General features: G+C 66.5%; 19 protein-coding genes. 4 read left to right on the forward strand and 15 right to left on the reverse strand.

Translation table 11 applies throughout. The annotated features are described in order from the left end of the window. Positions 1–52: 52 nt before the first annotated feature. Positions 53–814, forward strand: a complete 762-nt coding sequence (locus tag API01S_RS23440) for an SDR family oxidoreductase (protein ID WP_050730672.1) — start codon at positions 53–55, stop codon at positions 812–814. A gap of 28 nt (positions 815–842) precedes the next feature. Here API01S_RS23440 and API01S_RS23445 read toward each other — a convergent pair whose 3' ends face one another. The 3 genes from API01S_RS23445 to API01S_RS23455 all read right to left on the reverse strand — a co-directional run bounded on the left by API01S_RS23445 (position 843) and on the right by API01S_RS23455 (position 3377). Next, positions 843–1847 carry a LysR family transcriptional regulator gene (locus API01S_RS23445; RefSeq protein WP_006220883.1) on the reverse strand — a complete coding sequence of 335 codons (1005 nt, stop codon included), beginning with the start codon at positions 1845–1847 and terminating at the stop codon, positions 843–845. A gap of 125 nt (positions 1848–1972) precedes the next feature. Then, complete coding sequence (locus API01S_RS23450; protein ID WP_006220882.1) at positions 1973–2377, reverse strand: cupin domain-containing protein; 405 nt, start codon at positions 2375–2377, stop codon at positions 1973–1975. Between the two features lie 121 nt (positions 2378–2498). After that, positions 2499–3377 carry an RNA polymerase sigma-70 factor gene (locus tag API01S_RS23455; protein WP_061306254.1) on the reverse strand — a complete coding sequence of 293 codons (879 nt, stop codon included), beginning with the start codon at positions 3375–3377 and terminating at the stop codon, positions 2499–2501. Between the two features lie 208 nt (positions 3378–3585). Here API01S_RS23455 and API01S_RS23460 point away from each other — a divergent pair, with 208 nt between their 5' ends. Further along, a complete protein-coding gene (locus API01S_RS23460; protein WP_061306255.1) occupies positions 3586–4503 on the forward strand; it encodes an MBL fold metallo-hydrolase in 918 nt (305 codons plus the stop codon). Positions 4504–4532: 29 nt separating this feature from the next. On the opposite strand, the gene API01S_RS23465 is transcribed toward API01S_RS23460, so the two are convergent. The 12 genes from API01S_RS23465 to API01S_RS23520 all read right to left on the reverse strand — a co-directional run bounded on the left by API01S_RS23465 (position 4533) and on the right by API01S_RS23520 (position 16741). Beyond that, complete coding sequence (locus API01S_RS23465) at positions 4533–6950, reverse strand: TonB-dependent receptor (RefSeq protein ID WP_254598625.1); 2418 nt, start codon at positions 6948–6950, stop codon at positions 4533–4535. A gap of 183 nt (positions 6951–7133) precedes the next feature. After that, entirely contained in the window at positions 7134–8159 is a 1026-nt protein-coding gene (locus API01S_RS23470; protein WP_061306257.1) for a FecR family protein, read from the reverse strand. Beyond that, entirely contained in the window at positions 8146–8646 is a 501-nt protein-coding gene (locus API01S_RS23475; protein WP_006220877.1) for an RNA polymerase sigma factor, read from the reverse strand. The genes API01S_RS23470 and API01S_RS23475 overlap by 14 nt, the downstream gene beginning before the upstream one ends. A gap of 106 nt (positions 8647–8752) precedes the next feature. After that, positions 8753–9346 carry a flavodoxin family protein gene (locus tag API01S_RS23480; RefSeq protein ID WP_156487162.1) on the reverse strand — a complete coding sequence of 198 codons (594 nt, stop codon included), beginning with the start codon at positions 9344–9346 and terminating at the stop codon, positions 8753–8755. A gap of 22 nt (positions 9347–9368) precedes the next feature. Continuing rightward, complete coding sequence (locus tag API01S_RS23485) at positions 9369–10187, reverse strand: N-acyl homoserine lactonase family protein (protein WP_061306259.1); 819 nt, start codon at positions 10185–10187, stop codon at positions 9369–9371. Continuing rightward, the gene (locus tag API01S_RS23490) at positions 10184–11416 is read right to left on the reverse strand and encodes an alpha/beta fold hydrolase (RefSeq protein ID WP_061306260.1); all 1233 of its coding nucleotides are present in this window, start codon (positions 11414–11416) and stop codon (positions 10184–10186) included. The genes API01S_RS23485 and API01S_RS23490 overlap by 4 nt, the downstream gene beginning before the upstream one ends. Continuing rightward, positions 11361–12101 carry a GntR family transcriptional regulator gene (locus tag API01S_RS23495; RefSeq protein ID WP_006220873.1) on the reverse strand — a complete coding sequence of 247 codons (741 nt, stop codon included), beginning with the start codon at positions 12099–12101 and terminating at the stop codon, positions 11361–11363. The genes API01S_RS23490 and API01S_RS23495 overlap by 56 nt, the downstream gene beginning before the upstream one ends. 114 nt (positions 12102–12215) lie before the next feature. After that, positions 12216–12929 (reverse strand): ABC transporter ATP-binding protein, encoded by a 714-nt coding sequence (locus tag API01S_RS23500; protein WP_061306261.1) that lies wholly within the window; start codon positions 12927–12929, stop codon positions 12216–12218. Continuing rightward, positions 12926–13666, reverse strand: a complete 741-nt coding sequence (locus tag API01S_RS23505) for an ABC transporter ATP-binding protein (protein ID WP_050730681.1) — start codon at positions 13664–13666, stop codon at positions 12926–12928. The genes API01S_RS23500 and API01S_RS23505 overlap by 4 nt, the downstream gene beginning before the upstream one ends. Continuing rightward, entirely contained in the window at positions 13659–14627 is a 969-nt protein-coding gene (locus API01S_RS23510; RefSeq protein WP_254598624.1) for a branched-chain amino acid ABC transporter permease, read from the reverse strand. The genes API01S_RS23505 and API01S_RS23510 overlap by 8 nt, the downstream gene beginning before the upstream one ends. Positions 14628–14632: 5 nt before the next feature. Next, on the reverse strand, positions 14633–15493 hold the full coding sequence (locus API01S_RS23515) for a branched-chain amino acid ABC transporter permease (protein ID WP_006220869.1): 861 nt from the start codon (positions 15491–15493) through the stop codon (positions 14633–14635). 27 nt (positions 15494–15520) lie between these two features. Continuing rightward, positions 15521–16741, reverse strand: a complete 1221-nt coding sequence (locus API01S_RS23520; RefSeq protein ID WP_050730682.1) for an ABC transporter substrate-binding protein — start codon at positions 16739–16741, stop codon at positions 15521–15523. A 206-nt stretch (positions 16742–16947) separates the two neighbouring features. Between API01S_RS23520 and API01S_RS23525 the strand changes: the two genes are divergently transcribed. Both API01S_RS23525 and API01S_RS23530 read left to right on the forward strand, forming a co-directional pair. Continuing rightward, the gene (locus API01S_RS23525) at positions 16948–17361 is read left to right on the forward strand and encodes a carboxymuconolactone decarboxylase family protein (protein ID WP_061306416.1); all 414 of its coding nucleotides are present in this window, start codon (positions 16948–16950) and stop codon (positions 17359–17361) included. After that, complete coding sequence (locus API01S_RS23530; RefSeq protein ID WP_006220866.1) at positions 17358–18272, forward strand: NAD(P)-dependent oxidoreductase; 915 nt, start codon at positions 17358–17360, stop codon at positions 18270–18272. Before API01S_RS23525 ends, API01S_RS23530 begins: the two co-directional genes overlap by 4 nt. The last annotated feature ends 105 nt before the right edge of the window (positions 18273–18377 follow it).

An 18377-nucleotide genomic window follows, 5' to 3' on the forward strand; every position in this document is an offset into this window, starting at 1 on the left:
GGCCGACAAGGCCTACGGGCTGGACAAGGCCAACTTCAACTGAGGACGCGCCATGAAAATCCTGGTTATCGGCGGCACCGGCCTGATCGGCGCAAAGCTAGTCAAACGCCTGGTCGAACGGGGCCATGACGCAATTGCCGCCTCGCCCGCTACCGGCGTCAACACCGTGACCGGCGAGGGGCTGGACAAGGCGCTGGCCGGCGTGCACACGGTGGTCGACGTCGCCAATTCACCGTCGTTTGAAGACGGGGCCGTGCTGGCCTTCTTCCAGGCATCGGGGCGCAACCTGCTGGCGGCCGAAGCGCGAGCGGGCGTGCGGCATCACGTCGCCTTGTCGGTGGTGGGCACGCAGCGCCTGGCCGAAAGCGGCTACTTTCGCGGCAAGATCGTGCAGGAAGCGCTGATCGAGGCGGCCGGCATTCCCTACACCATCGTGCACAGCACGCAGTTCTTCGAGTTCCTGGGCGGCATCGTGCAGGCGGGCGCGCAGGGCGACGCCGTGCGGCTGTCTCCCGCCTATATCCAGCCGATTGCGTCCGACGACGTGGCCCTGGCGATGGCGGATGCCACGCTGGGCAAGCCGGTGAACGGCATCGTCGAAATCGCCGGCCCGCAGCGCATGCGTCTGGCCGAGCTGGCGCAACGCTATATGGACAAGGTGGGCGATATGCGCCGCGTGCAGGCCGATCGCGGCGCGCGCTACTTTGGCGCGTTGCTGGATGACGCGACGCTGCTGCCGACGTCCCTGTCCACCGCGCGCCTGGGTGAGATCGACTTCAATACCTGGTTCAACGTATCGGGCGCGCGCGCATGATTGCCTCGGCGGCCTGGCTCCGGAATGTTCAAGCCGCCTCGTGCAGGGGGCTTTCCAGAATCTGCGGGGTTTGCGCGCGGATGTGTTCGGTCATGTAGTCGATGAACACGCGCATGCGCGCCGGCAGGTGCTGGCGGCTCAGGAAGCACAGGTAATGGCCCCGGTCGTCGGGCGCATACTGCGGCAGGCACGCGACCAGCGTGCCGGCGCGCAGATGTTCGCCAACCTGATAGCCGGCCATCTGCGCCATGCCATGGCCGTCCAGCACCGCTTGCAGCACCAGGTCCGCGTCGTTGAAGCTCAACATCGCGGGCGGGGCCACCTTGCGCAGCGTGCCCGCCACCTTGAATTCCCATTCGTATATGCGCCCCGACGCCAGCCGGAAGTTCACGCAGCGGTGCCGGGCGATGTCGTCTACGCAGGCGGGCAGGCCGTGCGCGGCGGCATAAGCGGGCGAGGCGCATAGCAGCATCTGCATCGGGATGATCTTCTTGGCGATCACCTGGCTGTCTTCCATGCGGCCATTGCGAAACGATACGTCGACGCGCTCGGCCGCGAAGTCGGTGGGCGCATCGTCCAGCCACAGTTCCACGGCGATGCCCGGGTGTTCGCGGCAAAAGCCTTGCAGCAAGGGCGCGACGACCTTGCGGCCAAAGCCGACGGTCGAGCACACGCGCAATAGGCCCGATGGCGGCCCCTCCCGCAATTCGCGCATGTTGTCCAGGGCCTGCACGATGCGCGCGACGCCCGGATGGCACTGTTCATAGAATTGCCTGCCTTCGGCGGTCAGCGAGGTGGTGCGCGTGGTGCGCACGAACAGCCGGGTGCCCAGCTGGTCTTCCAGTTTCTGGACGCTGCGGCTGACGGCCGAGCGGCCGATGCCCAGGCGGTCGCCCGCCTTGGCGAAGTTGCCTTCGACGGCGACCGCGATGAACGCGACCACGCCGGAATACGAGGTGGCGAAGCTGTCAGCCAGGGAGTCCGCGCCGGGGGCGGACGGGGAAATCGAGGGAGCGAACAGGGAAGTCGTCATGGTGGCGGCGCCGCGATCTGGTGGGTCTTATTGCTAAGACGGCGCGGCGGGCCATTCTGTGACGCGGCATTGAAAAAAAACTTTCGAAGCAGCTCCTGGCGGGGCGGCCTCGTGGGCGATGCCGCCTATTTGATCGGGATCAGCGCGGGCGCACCCTGTTTCTTGATCAGCACCACCACGAACTTCGCGGGTTCGGTCTGGCTGGCGTTGCGTCCTACGGTATGGATGTCGTCCGGACCTTCGTAGTAGGTCTGCCCCGGCGTCAAGGTGACTTCCTTGCCGCCTTTGACCTGCATGACGATGCTGCCTTGCAGCACGTAGATAAAGCTGTAGGCGTCGTGGCGATGGATCGGGTCGGCCGCGCCGGGCGGGTAATCGACCGTGATCATCAGCGCGTCCTTGCCCGGAATGTCCGGCAGCGGCCGGCTCATGAGCTCGGTGACGACAGGTTCGGCCGGGGCGGCGTGGGCCGTGCCCAGCAGCGCGCCGGCGGCAAAGAGGGGCAGGGTGAATTTCAAGAGTGTCGACATGCGCTTTCCCAGATGGCGTAGTGAAGCCTCATCGTAGAAGCGCACTTCGCGCGGCGGTAGATCCGCTGCGGGGATCACCATGTTGCCTGAGAGGCAACACCATGCGCGGTGCGGCCCGCGTTCAGCCTTGCGCCAACGCAGCGGCGATGCGCGCCAGCTTGTCCGGGTTGCGTTGCACCAGCACCCGCGTCAGGCGTTCACCGTCCGTCTCGTAGGACTGCACGGATTCCAGTTGGCCATCGATGAAACGCAGCAGCGTCCATTGCCCATTGACCTGCACCACCTCGGCGCGCAGGCCCGTGCCGAAGCGGCGCTTGCCGGCGTAGAACAGCTGCGCCAGCCGTTTGCCGCCCACCAGCCGGGCAAAGCTTGAAACCTTGCCGCCGCCGTCGCCGATGAGTTCGGCGTCGTCGCTCAACAGGGCGTGCAAGCCGTGAAAGTCGCTGCGCTGCATGGCGTCGGCAAAGGCCAGCAACAGGCGATGCAGCGCAGCGCGCGAGACGGCTGCGCGCGGCTCGCCCTGGCGCAATTGCAGCCGGGCGCGACGCACCAGCTGGCGGCACGCGGCCTGGGTCTTGCCCAAGGTGTCGGCAATGTCTTCGTAGTCGGCGTCGAACACGTCGCGCATCAGGAACGCCGCCCGCGCGTCCGGCGTAAGGCGTTCGAGCATGAACAAGAAAGCCACCGATACGTCGTCCGCGAATTCGTGGATCTGTTCGGGCGTGGAGGGCGCGGCCATCAGCATGGGTTCGGGCAGCCAGACGCCCGTGTAATGGGCGCGCTCGGCCTTGGCGGCGCGCAGCCGGTCGATGGACAGGCGCGTGGTGGCCGTGACCAGCCAGGCTTCGGCGTTCTCGATGGCGTCGCGGTCCGCGCCATGCCAACGCAGCCAGGCTTCCTGCACCACATCCTCGGCTTCGGCGACCGCGCCCAGCATGCGGTACGCGATCGCGTACAGGCGAGGGCGGTGTCGCTGAAAGACAAGCAGGGGGTCGGACATGAGCAAAGCCAACGCCAGGAGGACAGGGGCGGGTAGCCGCGTATTTTGCCGCAGCAAGGAGGGGTTCACAAGAACGCTGCGGCCAACCCGCCATATGCCTGGCATTGGTGCGCCACTCACAACATGGCGCTTCACGCTTCGGGTCTACCGGCTCTTGCCGGCCACGCCTACGATGCCTTCACTGTCTGACCCCTTAGGAGATTTCGTCATGTTCCGTACCGATACCCCCTTGCATCCCGGCGTCGCCGGCCCCGTGGATCTGGTTCCGTCCCGCTACGCGCTGCGTATCGGAGAGATCGACGCGATGGTCGTGAGCGATGGCGTGCTGCCCTTGCCCACCTCGACGATGGCCACCAACGTCGAGCCGGCCGATCTGGCCGCCTGGCTGGACCATATGTTCATGCCGCCCGATGCGTTCGACTGGCCGTTGAACGTCATGGTGGCCCGCAGCGGCGACCAGACCATACTGATCGACGCGGGCCTGGGCGGGCAGTTTCCCGGATTTCCGCGCGCCGGCATGTTTCCGCAGCGTCTGGCGTCCGCGGGCGTTGCGCTGGAGAGCGTGACGGATGTGATCATCACCCACATGCACATGGACCACGTGGGCGGCCTGCTGGTGCCGGACGTGCAGAAGCGCCTGCGTCCGGATGTGCGCATCCACGTGGCGGCGGCCGAAGTGGCGTTCTGGACGTCGCCGGACTTTACGCAGACGGTGATGCCCAAGCCGGTGCCGGACGTGCTGCGGACCACCGCCACGCGCTTCTACAACGAATACCGCGACCGGCTGCACATCTTTGCAGACACGCACACGGTCGCGCCCGGCGTGACGGTACGCGTCACGGGCGGGCATACGCCGGGCCACGCCGTGGTCGATCTGGTGTCGGGCGGCGAGCGCCTGACCTTCGCCGGTGACGCGCTGTTCCCGGTGGCCTTTGACCATCCCGAATGGCACAACGGCTTCGAGCACGACCCCGAGGTATCAGCCAAGGTTCGCATCGGGCTGTTGCGCGAACTGGCTGAGAATCGTGGACTGCTGGTGGCCGCGCACCTGCCGTTTCCGTCCGTGGGACGGATCGCGCGGGCGGGCGAGGCGTTTCGTTGGGTCCCCGTCATCTGGGACTTCTGAGCACCCGCCGCGCCCGGCGATTGCCTGCGTCAATAGTTGATCGACGCCGACAGCATGTACGTGCGGCCCGCCGCGTTCGTCACGAACGAACCGGACGCCAGCCAGTACTTCTTGTCGGCGACGTTTTCCACGTTGGCGCGGAACACGACGTCCTTGCCCGCGATCTGCGTGGCGTAGCGCGCGCCCAGGTCAAAGCGCGTGTAGCCGGGCAGGCGCAGCGTGTTGGTGTTGTTCAGGTACACCGACGAGGTCCGGATGGCGCGGCCGTTCAGGCTCAGGCCCTGCACCCATGGCGTGTCCCAATCCAGCCCCAGGTTGTAGGTGCTGGCGGGCACGCCGGCCGGGCGGTTGCCCTGGCTGACGCCGCCGGGGGTCTTGGTCAGTTCGCTGTCGATGAACGCCGCGCTGGCCATCAGGCGCAGGCCGCGCGTCAGCTCGCCGTAGCCGGTCAGCTCCAGGCCCCGGTTGCGTTGCTCGCCGAAATAGCCGTAGACGTTGTTGTCGTCGGCCTGGCCCGACGGGCGCGCAATCTGGAACAGCGACAGCGTGGTGATGATGTTGCCGTCCCAGTCCACCTTCACACCGGTTTCGTACTGCTTGGACTTGTACGGCGCCAGCACCGCGCCCCGGTTTTCATAGGTGTCGCCCACGATCGTGCCGCGCGTCAGGCCTTCGGCGAAGTTGGCGTAGACCGAGACGTTTTGCAGCGGCTTGACGACGATGCCGCCGATGGGCGAGTTGGCGCTGGCGCGGTAGCCGCTGGTGCGGGCGCCGGTGGTGGTGTTGTAGCTGTCTACGTCCACGACCTGGTGGCGGATGCCGGCAGTCAACAGGATGCGGTCCTGCGCGAACGACAGCGTATCGGCCAGCGCGAAGCTGGTCAGCGTGGTGTCGGACGCCTTTTGCGGCGTCAGGCGCACGGCCGGGCCGTCGGGGATGGGCGTGGGGTCGTAGATGTTCGAGGCCACGATGGCCGAGCCCGTCGAATACGCGTTGCCCAGTTCCTGGTTCATGTAGGTGGCGCCCAGCGACACGCGGTGGTTGACGCCGCCCGTGCTGAAACGCGCGGTCAGGCCGGCGTCGCCGCTGCGCGTCTTCGAATACGAGTCGTAGTACGTCGTCATGACGTTGAAGTTGCCGTCCTGGTCCACCGACTGGCGCGCGCCCGCCATGTTGACGGTGACCGGGAAGATCTGCCGAACCTTGCCGTCGCGATAGCCCGCCGCGATGTGGCCGGTAATGTGGTCGGTGAAGTCATATTCCAGGCGCGACATGATCGTGCTGTCGCGTTGCGACAGGCGCGTGCCGGGATAGAAGTTGATGTCGCCATCGGGCGGCGAGGGCAATTCCGTGACGTTGGCCTGCCAGCCGATCTGCGAACGGAAGTTCTCGATCACGTCTTCCTGGTGGATGGCGTCGGCCGACCAGCGCAGTCGCGCGCTGCGATAGTCGATGCCCAGCGCGCCCATGTCCAGGCCCTGCTTGCCGTCGCGCAAGGTCGATTCGCCGCCGCGCTTGACGCCGTTAAAGCGCAGGCCCCAGGCATTGTCTTCGCCAAAGCGGCGGGCCAGGTCCAGCTGGCCGGTGAAGTTCGCCTTGCTGGCGTAGCCCAGCGTGGCGCGCGCCAGCGGTTCGTCGTCGGCGCGCTTGGTCACCACGTTGATCGCGCCGCCGATGCTGCCGTTGGGCGGAATGCCGCGCATGAAGGCGCCGGGTCCCTTGAGCACTTCCACGCGTTCCAGGATCTGCACCGGCACGCGGCTGGAAGACACCAGGCCATACAGGCCATTGACGCTGACGTCTCCGCTGCCCACGGCAAAGCCGCGGATCTGGAAGTCTTCGCCAAAGCCGCCGCTGGAGGTCAGCGTGCGCACCGAGGCGTCGTTGACGACCACGTCGGCCAGCGTGCGTGCCTGCTGGTCGTACAGCAGTTCAGAGGTGTAGTTGACCGTGCTGAACGGGGAATCCATCACGTCTTCGGAACCCAGGATGCCCAGGCTGCCGCCGGTGGCGATCTGCCCTCCGGTAAAGGGCGGGGCCAGGTCGCCCAGCACGCCGGCCGTGACCGTCACCGCTTCCAGCTGCACCGTGCCGCCCGCCGCACCGGGGCGCGACAGCGTGACGTTGTTGCCGTTGCGGGTGTAGTCGATGCCGGTGCCTTGCAGCAACTGACGCAGCGCGGCCTCGGGGGCCAGGTTGCCCGAAATGGCGCGCCCCTGCTGGCCGGCCAGAACGTCCTGCGAGTAGAAGATTTGCAGGGAGGTCTGCGAGCCCAGCTGCAACAGCGCGTCGCCCAGCGGCTGCGCGGCAATGTTGACGCTGACGGGCGCTTCCTGCGCGTGTGCGGCCGGCGCCATGCCGAAGGCAAGCGATAACGAGAACGCAAGCGCGCTGAGAACCACGCGCGATGGCACGCGCAGAGCAGGTCGGGCAGATACGGTAGTCAAGATCGGTAGCTCGGTGGAAGGCACGCCCGCAAGGCGCGCCGGTTTCGACGGAAGGTGGGCGGCGATGCCCTGGGGCAAGTCGGCCCCTTCCTATCTAGACGCACGAGCCCGGCCGAAACCGGAATAAGAATCGATATTATTTTGTAACGGTTTTGTTACAAATACCACCCCTTAGCGCGCCGATCAGCGCGCCACGACGCGGACGGCGCCGTCCGGCTGGCGGTCCAGCGCAACGGGGGCAATGGCGGGCAGGGCGTCGATCATGGCCTGCGGGTCGTCCACGCTGAAGATGCCCGATACGCGGTGCTGGCCAATGTCGGGGGCGTCCAGGCTCGCGGGCCGGGGCAGGTAGCGGTTCATCTCGCTGATGACGGTGGCCAGCGGCACGTTGTTGAAGATGATCTTGCCGCGCTGCCACGCCGTCAGATTCTGCACGTTCACCTGGGCGACCTCGCTCAATGCGTTGCCAGGGTAGGCGATGGCCTGCTGACCGGCGACAAGGCGGCGTTCGCGCGGCCACCACCATGAACCGGACTGCAAGCGCACGGAGCCCGATTCCACGCTGACCTGCAAGCTTGCGCTGTCGCGGCGCACGTTGAACCGGGTGCCCGTCACGGTGACCTGTCCCAAACCGCCCGCCACGACGAAGGGCCGCGACGCGTCATGCTGCACGTCGAAGAAGGCCTCGCCCTGTTCCAGCTCCACGCGTCGTTCGTCCGCGCTGAAGCGGGCGGCGAGGCGGGTGTCGCCGTTCAGGTGCAGCGTGGATCCGTCCGGCAAGGTGACGTCACGCCGTTCGCCCTTGCGGGTGGCGTAGTTCAGGCGCTGGTCCTCGTCGTCGAACACGAAAGGGGCCGCCATCAAGCCCACGGCAATCGGCAGCGCACAGGCCGTCGCCACGCCCAGCCCGAAACGGCGGCGGGACATGGGCGGCGGGGGCGTGGCGGTCAGCGCCGGGTCCATCAAGCTGCGCAGACGGGCAGGGGACACCGAGCGCATCGCGTCCCATTGCCGCATCAACTGGCGATAGTCGCGCGCGTTCTCGGGGCGCGCGTCGCGCCACGCTGCGAATGCCTGCTCGTCTTCAGGGGTGGTTTCGCCGGAGTGCATGCGCGCAAACCAATGGGCCGCATCGCCCGGATGGGCAAGCGCATCGTCGCCGTCCGGGGGCGAGGGCTGGGCCGGTCGGCCGGAATCAGAAAGGGGCATGGTGTTGCAGCCGATCGTTGATGTGACGCACTGAGCGCGTCATGTATTTTTCCACCATGCTGCGTGACAGGCCCATTTCCTGCGCGATTTCGGTGTGCGTCCAGCCTTCGAGCCGGCATCGCAGATAGACGTGCCGGCACTTGGGCGGCAGGTCTTGCAGCGCGCGCGTCAATTCGTCGGCCAGTTGCTGAAAGCGCACGCCATCGTCGGCGGGCGGCGTGGCGGGGTGCTCGCCCCCGGGCATATCGTCCAGCGAGGTGATGTCCAGCGTGTTGACGTGCCGGTGCTTGCTGACCAGCCGGTTGGAGGTGCCCCGCGACAGATACGCGCGTGGGTCATAGATGGCCGCGACGTCGCCTTCCAGCATGCCGACCACCGTATCGTGCATGGCGTCCTCGCCATCTTCGTGTCCCCGTCCGCGCCATTTGCCGATCAGCTCCGCGTAATGGGCGAGCCAGTCTTTCCTGGCCTTGGGAGGGTGGGACATGAGAAAACGCTTGGGCGAAATAAAAAGTTATTGATTCTAATACGCATTAGCGTCTTTCGGTGAGTTTGCTGTCTATGCGGCCAGAGGAAGGCCGTGTGGTGGGCTGTCAGTCGATGCAGGGCAACTGCGGCTCGTTCCACCCGCCGGGACCATCGGCGGCGAGTGTCTGCTCGCGGAAGCGGCATAGTGGCGCATCGCATTCCTCGGCCAGCACGTCGGCTTCCTTCAAGAGCAGGATCGACCGGGGCTTGGCGCCCGAGATCTCGACCATATCGTCCACCGCGCGATATCCGCCGTGGCCCGACATGACGCAGATCACGGAGTAAGCGCGGATCGAGCGCCGCTGGCCTTGCAGGAACGTCCGCATGGGCGCGGCCAGCGCGCGCATCCATACCGGCGCGATCAGGACCACATGGTCGAACTCGCCCAGCGGGGGGCCGCCGTAATGAATCGGGGCGCTGCGTTTGAGCAGGCTGTCGAGCACGCAGCGCAGGTCACCCATCAATCCGAAGCGCGGCGACGTGTCCCGGATTTCATGACAGGGCCAGCCCGTAATGGACGCCAGGCGGTGTGCGACGGTACGCCCGGTGCCCGTGCGCGAATAAAAGACGATGCCGATGTTTGCCATGGTCATTCCCCCTGCTGGCGGTGGAATTTCCATGTTGATCTTCTGCGCGGCGGCGATGTTGATCTGGGTCAACAAACGGGGCGTGACCGGGCGGTCAGCGTGGGGTAGCCCCGCCGTCTGCGACGGGCATTTCGTGCAAGGCGACGATTTCCGCATTGCCCCGCCTCAGCGCGGGATAACGCGTGCGCACCAGCGGATCGTGGCCCGGCACGATGTGCTCGGGCGATTCGGCGAATTTGATCAGCGTTTCGTAGCCCGCCAGCATGTCCGCCACGTTCAGCACGATCGGGAACGGCGCGTTCAGGCCCAGGTTGTCGTAGTAGTGGCTGGCGTCCGACGCCAGCACGACCCAGCCGCGCGCCGTGTGAACGCGCACCGCTTGCAGGCCCTGCGTGTGGCCGCCGATGTGCAGCAGTTGCAGCCCCGGCGCAAGTTCATCGTGCCCATGATAGAAGTCCACCCGCTTGTCATAGACCCCGCGCACCACATCGACCACGTCTTCCACGGCGTAGGCGTGGCGCAGTATGTCAAAGCGCATGTTGCAGCCGCAGGCGTAGTGCAGTTCGCTTTCTTGCAGGTGCAGCCGCGCGCGCGGCAGCTTGCGCAGGTTGCCGGCATGGTCGTAGTGCAGGTGCGTGACGATCACGTCCTGCACCTCGTCGGGCGCGATGCCCAGGTCCTTGAGGGCTTCGATGGGGCAGCGCAGGAATTCGCGCCCGCGCGTCTGGGCGGCGGCCTCGTTGAAGCCGGTATCGACCAGCCACACTCGCGCGTCGTGGCGGATGACCCAGACGAAATAATCCATGGGCATCGGGCCGTCGTGCGGGTCGGGCGGCGTAATGAAATTCTGGCCCCGCTGGCGCGCCACGGTGGCGTAGCGCAAGGCATAGACTTCGTGGTTCGGCAATGTCATGCGATTCCCCTGGCGCTGCGGATGTGCGCGAGTTCTGGCTTGAGGTAGTCCATCAGGCGCTGGGGGTTCTCCACCATGGGGAAGTGTCCCAGCTCCGGCATCTCGGTAAAGCGCGCACCGGGGATCAGCGCGGCTACGCGGCGGCTGTCGGCCGGGCTGGCGGAATAGTCATAGGCCCCGGTCAGCAGCGACACGCCAAAGCGGCGGCTGTCCAGCCCGTTCAGGTGGGCGGCGGCGTCGAAGTCTTCGCTGTAGAAACAAAGGTCGTTGGCGTAGACCCCGTAGCCGCCTTGCGCGTAGATCCACGCGGCGTCGCGGCGCGCGGCAAGCGTGGCCGCCGGCCCCATCAGTCCGCGCACATAGGCGGGGTTGTGCGCCGCCTGATTGATCTGGGGATGGCACAGCATGGGCGTGCGCCGGCCGGCCGCCTTGTACGGTGCTTCCAGCGCCACCACGCCGGCCACGTCGTCCGGGCTGCGGGCGGCGGCCACCAACGCCATCGCCGCGCCCATCGAGCAGCCCAGCAGCACGGCCGGCGCGCGCGCCACCTGGCGGATAACGGCCACGCAGGTTTGCAGATAGGCCTCACGCGTCAGGCCGCCTTCCGTCCAGGCGCGGCCGGGCAGCGGCATGCTGCGGCCGTGGCTGGGCATGTCGAAGGCGATCATGCGCCATTGGTTTTGCAGGTCGGCGTCCGCCATCAGCGCGTGGAACTGGCGCGAATCCGCGCCCGCGGTGTGCAGCATCAGCAGCGGCGGACCGTCCGCCAGCCCGCTGGTTTCGTAATAGAGAGAGGCGGTCGTCGCGCCCAGTTGAAGATTGGCGTAATGACCCGAGATGGCGCTGCGGTCCAGCAGCTCGGGCGTGGCCTCGCACTGGCCCCGCAGGATCTCGAAAAGGCGTTCCAGCGGATGCAAAGCCTGGGCGATGGCCAGCGCGTCGCCTTTTACGCGCAGGCCCTGGGCCTGGCGCTGCGCGGCGGTGAACGAGTGGTAGCCCGGGGGTGGGGCGGGGTCCAGCAGCTTGCGCCAGGTATCCGGCGGGGCGCTGATGACAAGACACTGCGAAGGGGCGGCGGGCTGGCCCGCCCAGGCAAGCACCCGCTCTTGCGGGTCCGTGCCGGCTTGCAGCCAGATGGCGCAGGGCAGGCCCCTGGCGCCCGCGATGAATTCGCTATCCTGCTGCGCCAGAGCCGCCGCGGCTCTCAATTCCTGGACGATCGCCTTCACTTGTGGATGTCTCCTCTTGTTGGCGCCTCAGCACATCCAGCGCGGTGCGTTCCGCGTTCACGATGTGCTGTTGTGCGGCCGTTTGGGCGCCTTGTGGATCCCGAGCCTGGATGCGCTCGAAGATGTGGTCGATTTCGGCCATGCTTTCCGGCAGCCGTTCCGGGCGCGCGAACGACGTGGCGCGCAGTAGGTTGATGCGCGACAGCAGGCCGGGCAGCATGTCCTTGATCAGATCGTTGTCGCAGGCAGACAGCAGCACGTCGTAGAAGTCGCGCTTGGCGGCCAGCAAGGCCGATTTGTTGCTGCCCTTGGCCTGGCGATGCAGCGCATCCACGGCCTTGCGCAGCCGTTCGACGTCGGCGTCGCTGGCCAGCCGCGCGAATTCATGCGCGGCGAAACCTTCCAACAGGGCGCGCAGCGCATACAGATCGCGCGCAGCCTTCTCGGTAATGCGCACGACCGTCGGGCCGCGATGCGGCTCGATCGAAATCAGGCGTTCGGCTTCCAGGGTGCGCAGCGCCTCGCGCAGCGTGCTGCGGCTGATGTTCAGCTGTTCGCACAATTCGGCTTCGCGCAGGCGCTCGCCGCCTTTGATGCGTCCGTCCATGATGGAGGCACGCAGGAATTCCTCGACGCGGGTGCGCAAGGTGGTCGGTTTTTCAAATACTGCGCCGGTGGGGGGCATGGCTGTCTCTCGCTTAGCGTAGCGGGGCACGCGCGCGGCAAGGGCTTGTGGCCCGTCCACGGCGAACCGCCGGTGAAACGTAAAGACGCAATATATCCCGCCGCCCGGCCATCGCTATAGCCCGAGGTAGGCGGTGCGCACGCGGCTGTCTTCCAGCAGCGCATCGCTGGGGCCGGACAGCACCATCGATCCCGATTGCAGCACGTAGGCGGTTTGCGCCACCGACAGCGCCAGCCGGGTGTTCTGCTCGACCAGCAGGATCGTCAGGCCGCTGCGATGGATGTCGATCATCGCCTGGTGCATTTCCTCGACGATCTTGGGCGCCAGCCCATGGCTGGGTTCGTCCAGCAGCAGCAGGCGAGGCTCCAGCATCAGCGCGCGCCCGAAGGCCACCATCTGCTGTTCGCCCCCGGACAGCGTGCCCGCATGCTGGCGACGCCGTTCGCGCAGCCGGGGAAACAGCGCATAGATGCGCTCGCACATGCGCTTCAGGCCGGCCGCGTCGTGGCGCCGGGTGTAGCCGCCCAGGTACAGGTTTTCTTCGACCGTCATGTCGGGGAAAACGTGGCGGCCTTCGGGTACGTGCGCGATGCCCAGTTCCGGAATGCGGTGCGCGGGCAGGCGCAGGATGTCCTGGCCATCGAAGACGATGCGGCCGCTGACCTTGTCCAGCAGCCCCGAGATGCAGCGCAGCAGCGTGCTCTTGCCCGCCGTGTTGGCGCCCACCACCGCGATGAAGCCGCCGTCCGGCACGTCCAGCGACACCTCGTGCAGCACGGGGCTGCGGTCATACGAGGCCGTCAGCCCCTGGATCTGCAACAGGCTCATGCGGCCACCTCCGACTCTTCCATGGATTTGCCCAGGTAGACCTCGATCACCGTGGGATCGGACGCGATGGCGGCGGGGCTGCCTTCGGCAATCTTCTGGCCGAAGGACAGCACCAGGATGCGGTTGCACAGGCGCATGATGGCGCGCATGTGATGTTCAACCACGATGAAGGTGATGCCGGCCTCGTCGCGCAAGGTGCGGATCAGGTCCAGCAGCGCGTCCATTTCGGTTTCGTTCAGCGCCGCCATCACCTCGTCCAGCAGGAAGACCTTGGGATCGGTGCACAGCGCGCGGGCCAGTTCCACGCGCGCCTGTTCGGGAAATGAGAGTTCGCCGGCCGGCTTGGCGGCAATGGCCGACAGGCCGACTCGGTCCAGGTTATCGCGGGCAAGCTGGCGCGCGCGCGGCACGTCATGGCGCAAGAGCCCGCCCACCAGCACGTTGTCCAGCACCGTCATCTCGGGAAACAGCGCCACGTTCTGGAAGGTCTTGGTCATGCCGCGCGCCGCGATCTGGTGGGGGCGCAGGCCGCTCACGTCCTCGCCGTCCAGTTCGATGCGCCCGCCCTGGCTGGCGTACAGCCCGACCAGCAGGTTGAACAAGGTGGTCTTGCCCGCGCCGTTCGGGCCGATCAGGCCCAGGATGTCGCCGCGCGCCACGCTGAACGATACGTTGTCCACTGCCTTGAGCCCGCCGAAGCGGCGCTGCACGTTCGATACCTTCAGGATGTCAGGCATGCTGGCCTCGCGTCAGGTTGCGCAGCCGCGTCCACAACGCCGACAGGCCGCGCGGTTCGATCAGGATGATGGCGATCAGGATCAGCCCGAACGCCAGTTGCGACACGCCCGCCGTGTGGCCTGACAGCCAATCGTTGAACACTTCTTCCAGCGGGATGATGACCAGCGCGCCGATCAGCGGGCCGGCCACCGTGCCCACGCCGCCGATGATGCAGATCAGCGCGACGCGCACCGAAATGCCCACCAGCGAGAACACCGTGTCGGGGTCGAAGAAGTAGATGAACTGCGCATACAGCGTGCCGCAGGCGCCCATCAACGCGGCCGATATCACGGCGGCCAGAATGCGCGTGCGCGCCGTGTTCACGCCGATCACTTCCGCCGCCTGCGGATTGGCCTTGACCGCGCGCAGCCGGTAACCCAGGCGCGAATGGCTGATCAGCGCGAAGACCACCGAGGTGATCAGCGCGGCCCCCAGCATCAGGTAGTAGTACGGGATGCTGGACTTGAACTGCATCTGCGCAAAACCTTCCGAGTAGGGGATGGACAGCCCGACCGGCCCGCGCGTCACCGACGCCCAGGTGTTGGCGATGGCGCGCAGCACCTCGCCGAAGGCCAGCGTGGCCAACGCGAAATAGTGGCCGCGCAAGCGCATGGTAGGCAGACTGAGCAGCGCGCCGGCCACCGCCGCCACCGCCATCGCCGCCACGATGCCCAGCCACGGCGAAATGCCGTAGCGCATCAGCAGCAGGGTAGAGGTATAGGCGCCCAGGCCGAAGAACGCCGCGTGCCCCAGGGAAATCTGGTTGGCCAGGCCGCCCACGATGTTCCAGGACTGGCCCATCGCGGCAAACAGCAGCACCAGCGTCAGGACGCGGATGCCGTAGCCCTGGTCTTCCATCAACCACGGCGCGGCCAGCGCAATGGCCAGCAGCGCGGCCCAGGGCAGGGATTGTCGAGTCATGGCCATCATGCAGCCCTTTTCAAAAGACCTTCCGGGCGCACGGCCAGGACGAGAATGAAGATCGCGAACAGCACCAGGTTCTGCAATTGCATGGGCAGCACCAACGAGGACAGCGACTGGATCACGCCGACCGCGATGCCGCCCACCACTGCGCCCATCACGCTGCCCAGGCCGCCCAGCACCACGGCCGTGAACATCAGCACGCTGAACTGCGCGCCGACGGTGGTGGAGGCGGTCAGGTAGGGCAGGATGATGCCGCCGCCCAGCGCGGTCAGCCCCACGCCCAGCCCGAAGGCCAACTGATGCACGCGATGGGTGGAGATGCCTGACAGCCGCGCGGCCATCGGGTCCTGGGCGGTGGCGCGCACCGCCATGCCCCACCAGGTTTTCTTCAGCACCCACCACAGCGTCAGCCCGGCCACCGAGGCCACCGTGAAGGCCAGCAGATACGGCGCGCTAAAGAGAATCGGGCCGAGCGCCAGCGCCGTCATCTGATAGGACGTCTGCACCGAGCGGAACTCGGACCCGAACAGGATCAGCGCCAGGTTCTCCATGACGATGAGCAGGCCCACCGTCAGGAAAATCTGCGCCACCGCAGGCGCCTTGAGCACCCGGTTGATCAGGAATTTCTGAGTCAGCACGCCCAGCACGAAAGCCACCGCGAAGGACAGCAAGGATCCGATCAGCGGATCCAGCCCCAGCAGTTTCCACGCGAAGTACGCGACGAACATGCCCACCATCAGAAACTCGGCCTGGGCGAAGTTGACGATGGACACCACCCCGAAAACGAGCGTGAGCCCGATCGAGATGACCGCGTAAACGCCGCCCAGCAAAATGCCGTCCACCAGCGCCTGCAAGAATTGCATGACAGTCCTCCGAGATGCGCTGCGCGTTCAGCTGGCGGTGATGACGCGGCCCTTGGCCAGCGCCTGCGGCCACACCGAGACCAGCTCGTTGTTCTGCCACTGGACCATGATGGGTTGCGCCAGCGTGTTCAGGCCGCTGGCGTCGAAATGCACGCCGCCGCCCGACATTACGCCGGCCCAGCCCTGGTCATACTTCTTGGCGCGCAGCGCCTGCGAGACCGCTTCGGGCTTGTCGGATGCCGCCACTTCCAGAGCCTGCGCCAGCACGCCGACGCACACCGCGTGTTCCAGCGCCTCGTGCGGCATGAAGGTGCCGAAGCGCTTGCGATAGCGCTCGGTGTATTCGGGCGCCTGGTCGTAATTGGCGGGCGCGATCGACAGCACGGCCTGGGAATATTGGCCCAGCGCCTTGGCGAAGTCGGGAATCACATAGCCCGCCGCGCCGCCTACGATGGGCACCGTCAGCCGCTGTTGGCGCATCACGCGGATGATCAGCAGGCTGTCGTTCAGATAGGAAATCGGGAACACGATCTGGGCGTCCGACGCGCGCAGCTTGCTGATCAGCGGCGTGACGTCGGTGATGCCCAGCGGGTAGGCCTCATCCAGCGCAATCTGCGCGCCGGCGGCCTTGGCCGCGTTGCGCACGCCCACGGCTTGCGAGGTGCCATAGGCCGTGTCTTCGTACAGCAGCGCGATCTTCTTGATGTCGGACGCGCCCGCCACGACCGAAGCCGCATAGTCGTACTGCGCCCGGCCCAGCACCGAGCCCTTGGAGACGACCTGGAAGATGTGTTTGAAGCCGCGCTCGGTCAGCACGTCCGAGAACGACATCGTCAACAGCGGGATGCCGCGGCGCTCGGTGACTTCGGACACCGCCAGCGTCAGCGACGAGGCGTACGCGCCGATCAGCGCCACGCAGCGGTTCTGCGTGATGAGGCGCTGCGCGACGGTGGCGGCGGTGGTGGGCTGCGACGTGGCGTCCGCGATGATGAGCTTGAGCTTGGCCCCGCCCAGCGACTTGATGCCGCCCGCCGCGTTGATCTCGTCGGCGGCCAGCTCCAGCCCTTGCCGCGAATTGATGCCGAACTGCGCGTTGGCGCCCGACAGCGGCAGGATCACGCCGACATTGATTTCGGCCGGGGCGGCCAGCGCCGGCCTGGGCAGGGCGGCCGCCAGCGCCACCGCGCCCAGTCCAGCGACAAATTCCCGGCGCCCTGGGCGCACGGCCTGTTTGGGGTTGCTTTTCATTGCTTGTCTCCTGGCTTTTGTGGGTTGAGGCGCACGGCAGCCAGCCCGGCGCTTTGCCGCATTATTGTGCTCATTTTTTAAGCAGTCAAGAAGATTGTCCGACAATCTGACTATTGACGTTCCGACAAAAATTGGCTGACAATCGCTCAAACCAGATCGAGCAGACGCCCGGTTTGAAGCCCGTCACCATCACCAACGAGGAATCCATGGCAGACACCAAATCCGAAACCCAGGCCCTGTTCGACGAAGGCCTGAAGCTGCGCCGCGAAGTGCTGGGCGCTGAGTACGTGGACGGTTCGCTGGCCCGCGCCAACGACTTCATGATGGCGTTCCAGCACATCACGACCGAATGGTGCTGGGGCTACGCCTGGGGCCGCCCGGGCCTGGAAAAGAAGACGCGCAGCATGCTGAACCTGGCCATGCTGACGGCGCTGAACCGTCCGGCCGAAATCAAGCTGCACGTCAAAGGCGCGCTGAACAATGGCGTGACCGTTGAAGAGATCAAGGAAATCCTGCTGCAAGCGACCGTGTACTGCGGTATCCCGGCCGGCCTGGACGCCTTCAAGGTCGCCAACCAGGTGCTGGAAGAAGAGGGCGCCTTCAAGGCGCAGCAAGCATGAGCGCGGCGCAAGAACGCGTTGGCCTGATCGGCATCGGCAGCATGGGCTGGCCGATGGCGGCGCGGCTGGTGCAGGCGGGCTATGCGGTGACGGTGTACGACGCCGTGCCCGGCCAGGCCGACAAGTTTGCCCGCGAGGTCGGCGGCCAGGCCGCCGCCACCTGCGCCGCGCTGGCCGCGCAATCGGACATCGTCTTCACCATGTTGCCCACCAGCGCCATCGTGGAACAGGTGTTGAGCGGCGAGCAGGGCGTGCTGGCCGGCTTGAAGCCGGGCAGCGTGGTGGTGGAAATGAGTTCGGGCGTGCCGGCGCACACGCAGCGGCTGGCGCAGGCCGTGGCTGCCGCGGGCAGCCAGATGGTGGACGCGCCCGTCTCGGGCGGCGTGCCGCGCGCGCGCACCGGTGAACTGGCGATCATGTTCGGCGGTCCCGCCGCCACGCTGGATCGCGTGCGGCCCGCGCTGTCCGCGATGGGCACGTCGATTACCGCTGTCGGCGACGTGGGCAGCGCCCACGCCATGAAGGCGCTGAACAACCTGGTGTCGGCGGGCGGCTTCTTGATCGGCGTCGAAGCGATGCTGATCGGCCAGCAGTTCGGCCTGGATCCCAATGTGATCGTGGATGTGTTGAACGCGTCCACCGGCATGAACAATTCCACGCAGAAGAAGTTCAAGCAGTTCGTGCTGTCGCGTGAATTCAATTCCGGCTTCGGGCTGGACCTGATGGTCAAGGATCTGGGCATCGCGCTGGGCATCGCCACGGATACCGGCACGCCGACGCCGTTCGCCTCGCTGTGCCGCGAGCTGTGGGCCTCGGCCGGCAAGACGCTGGGCAAGGGTCAGGACCATACCGCCGTTGCGCGCCTGTCCGAGCAATTGGCCGGCGTGGAGCTGGCCGGCAAGAAAAGCTAGTCCCCTTCCTGACGGCGCGGCACCGGCCGCGCCGCCTTTTCAACCTGCATCACAAAAACCGCCAAGACAAGGCGGAGGGCCGGTTGTTGCCGGCCGAAACAGCGA

Origin of the sequence: Achromobacter piechaudii NBRC 102461 (assembly GCF_001571245.1) — a bacterium.
Classification (GTDB): domain Bacteria; phylum Pseudomonadota; class Gammaproteobacteria; order Burkholderiales; family Burkholderiaceae_B; genus Achromobacter; species Achromobacter piechaudii.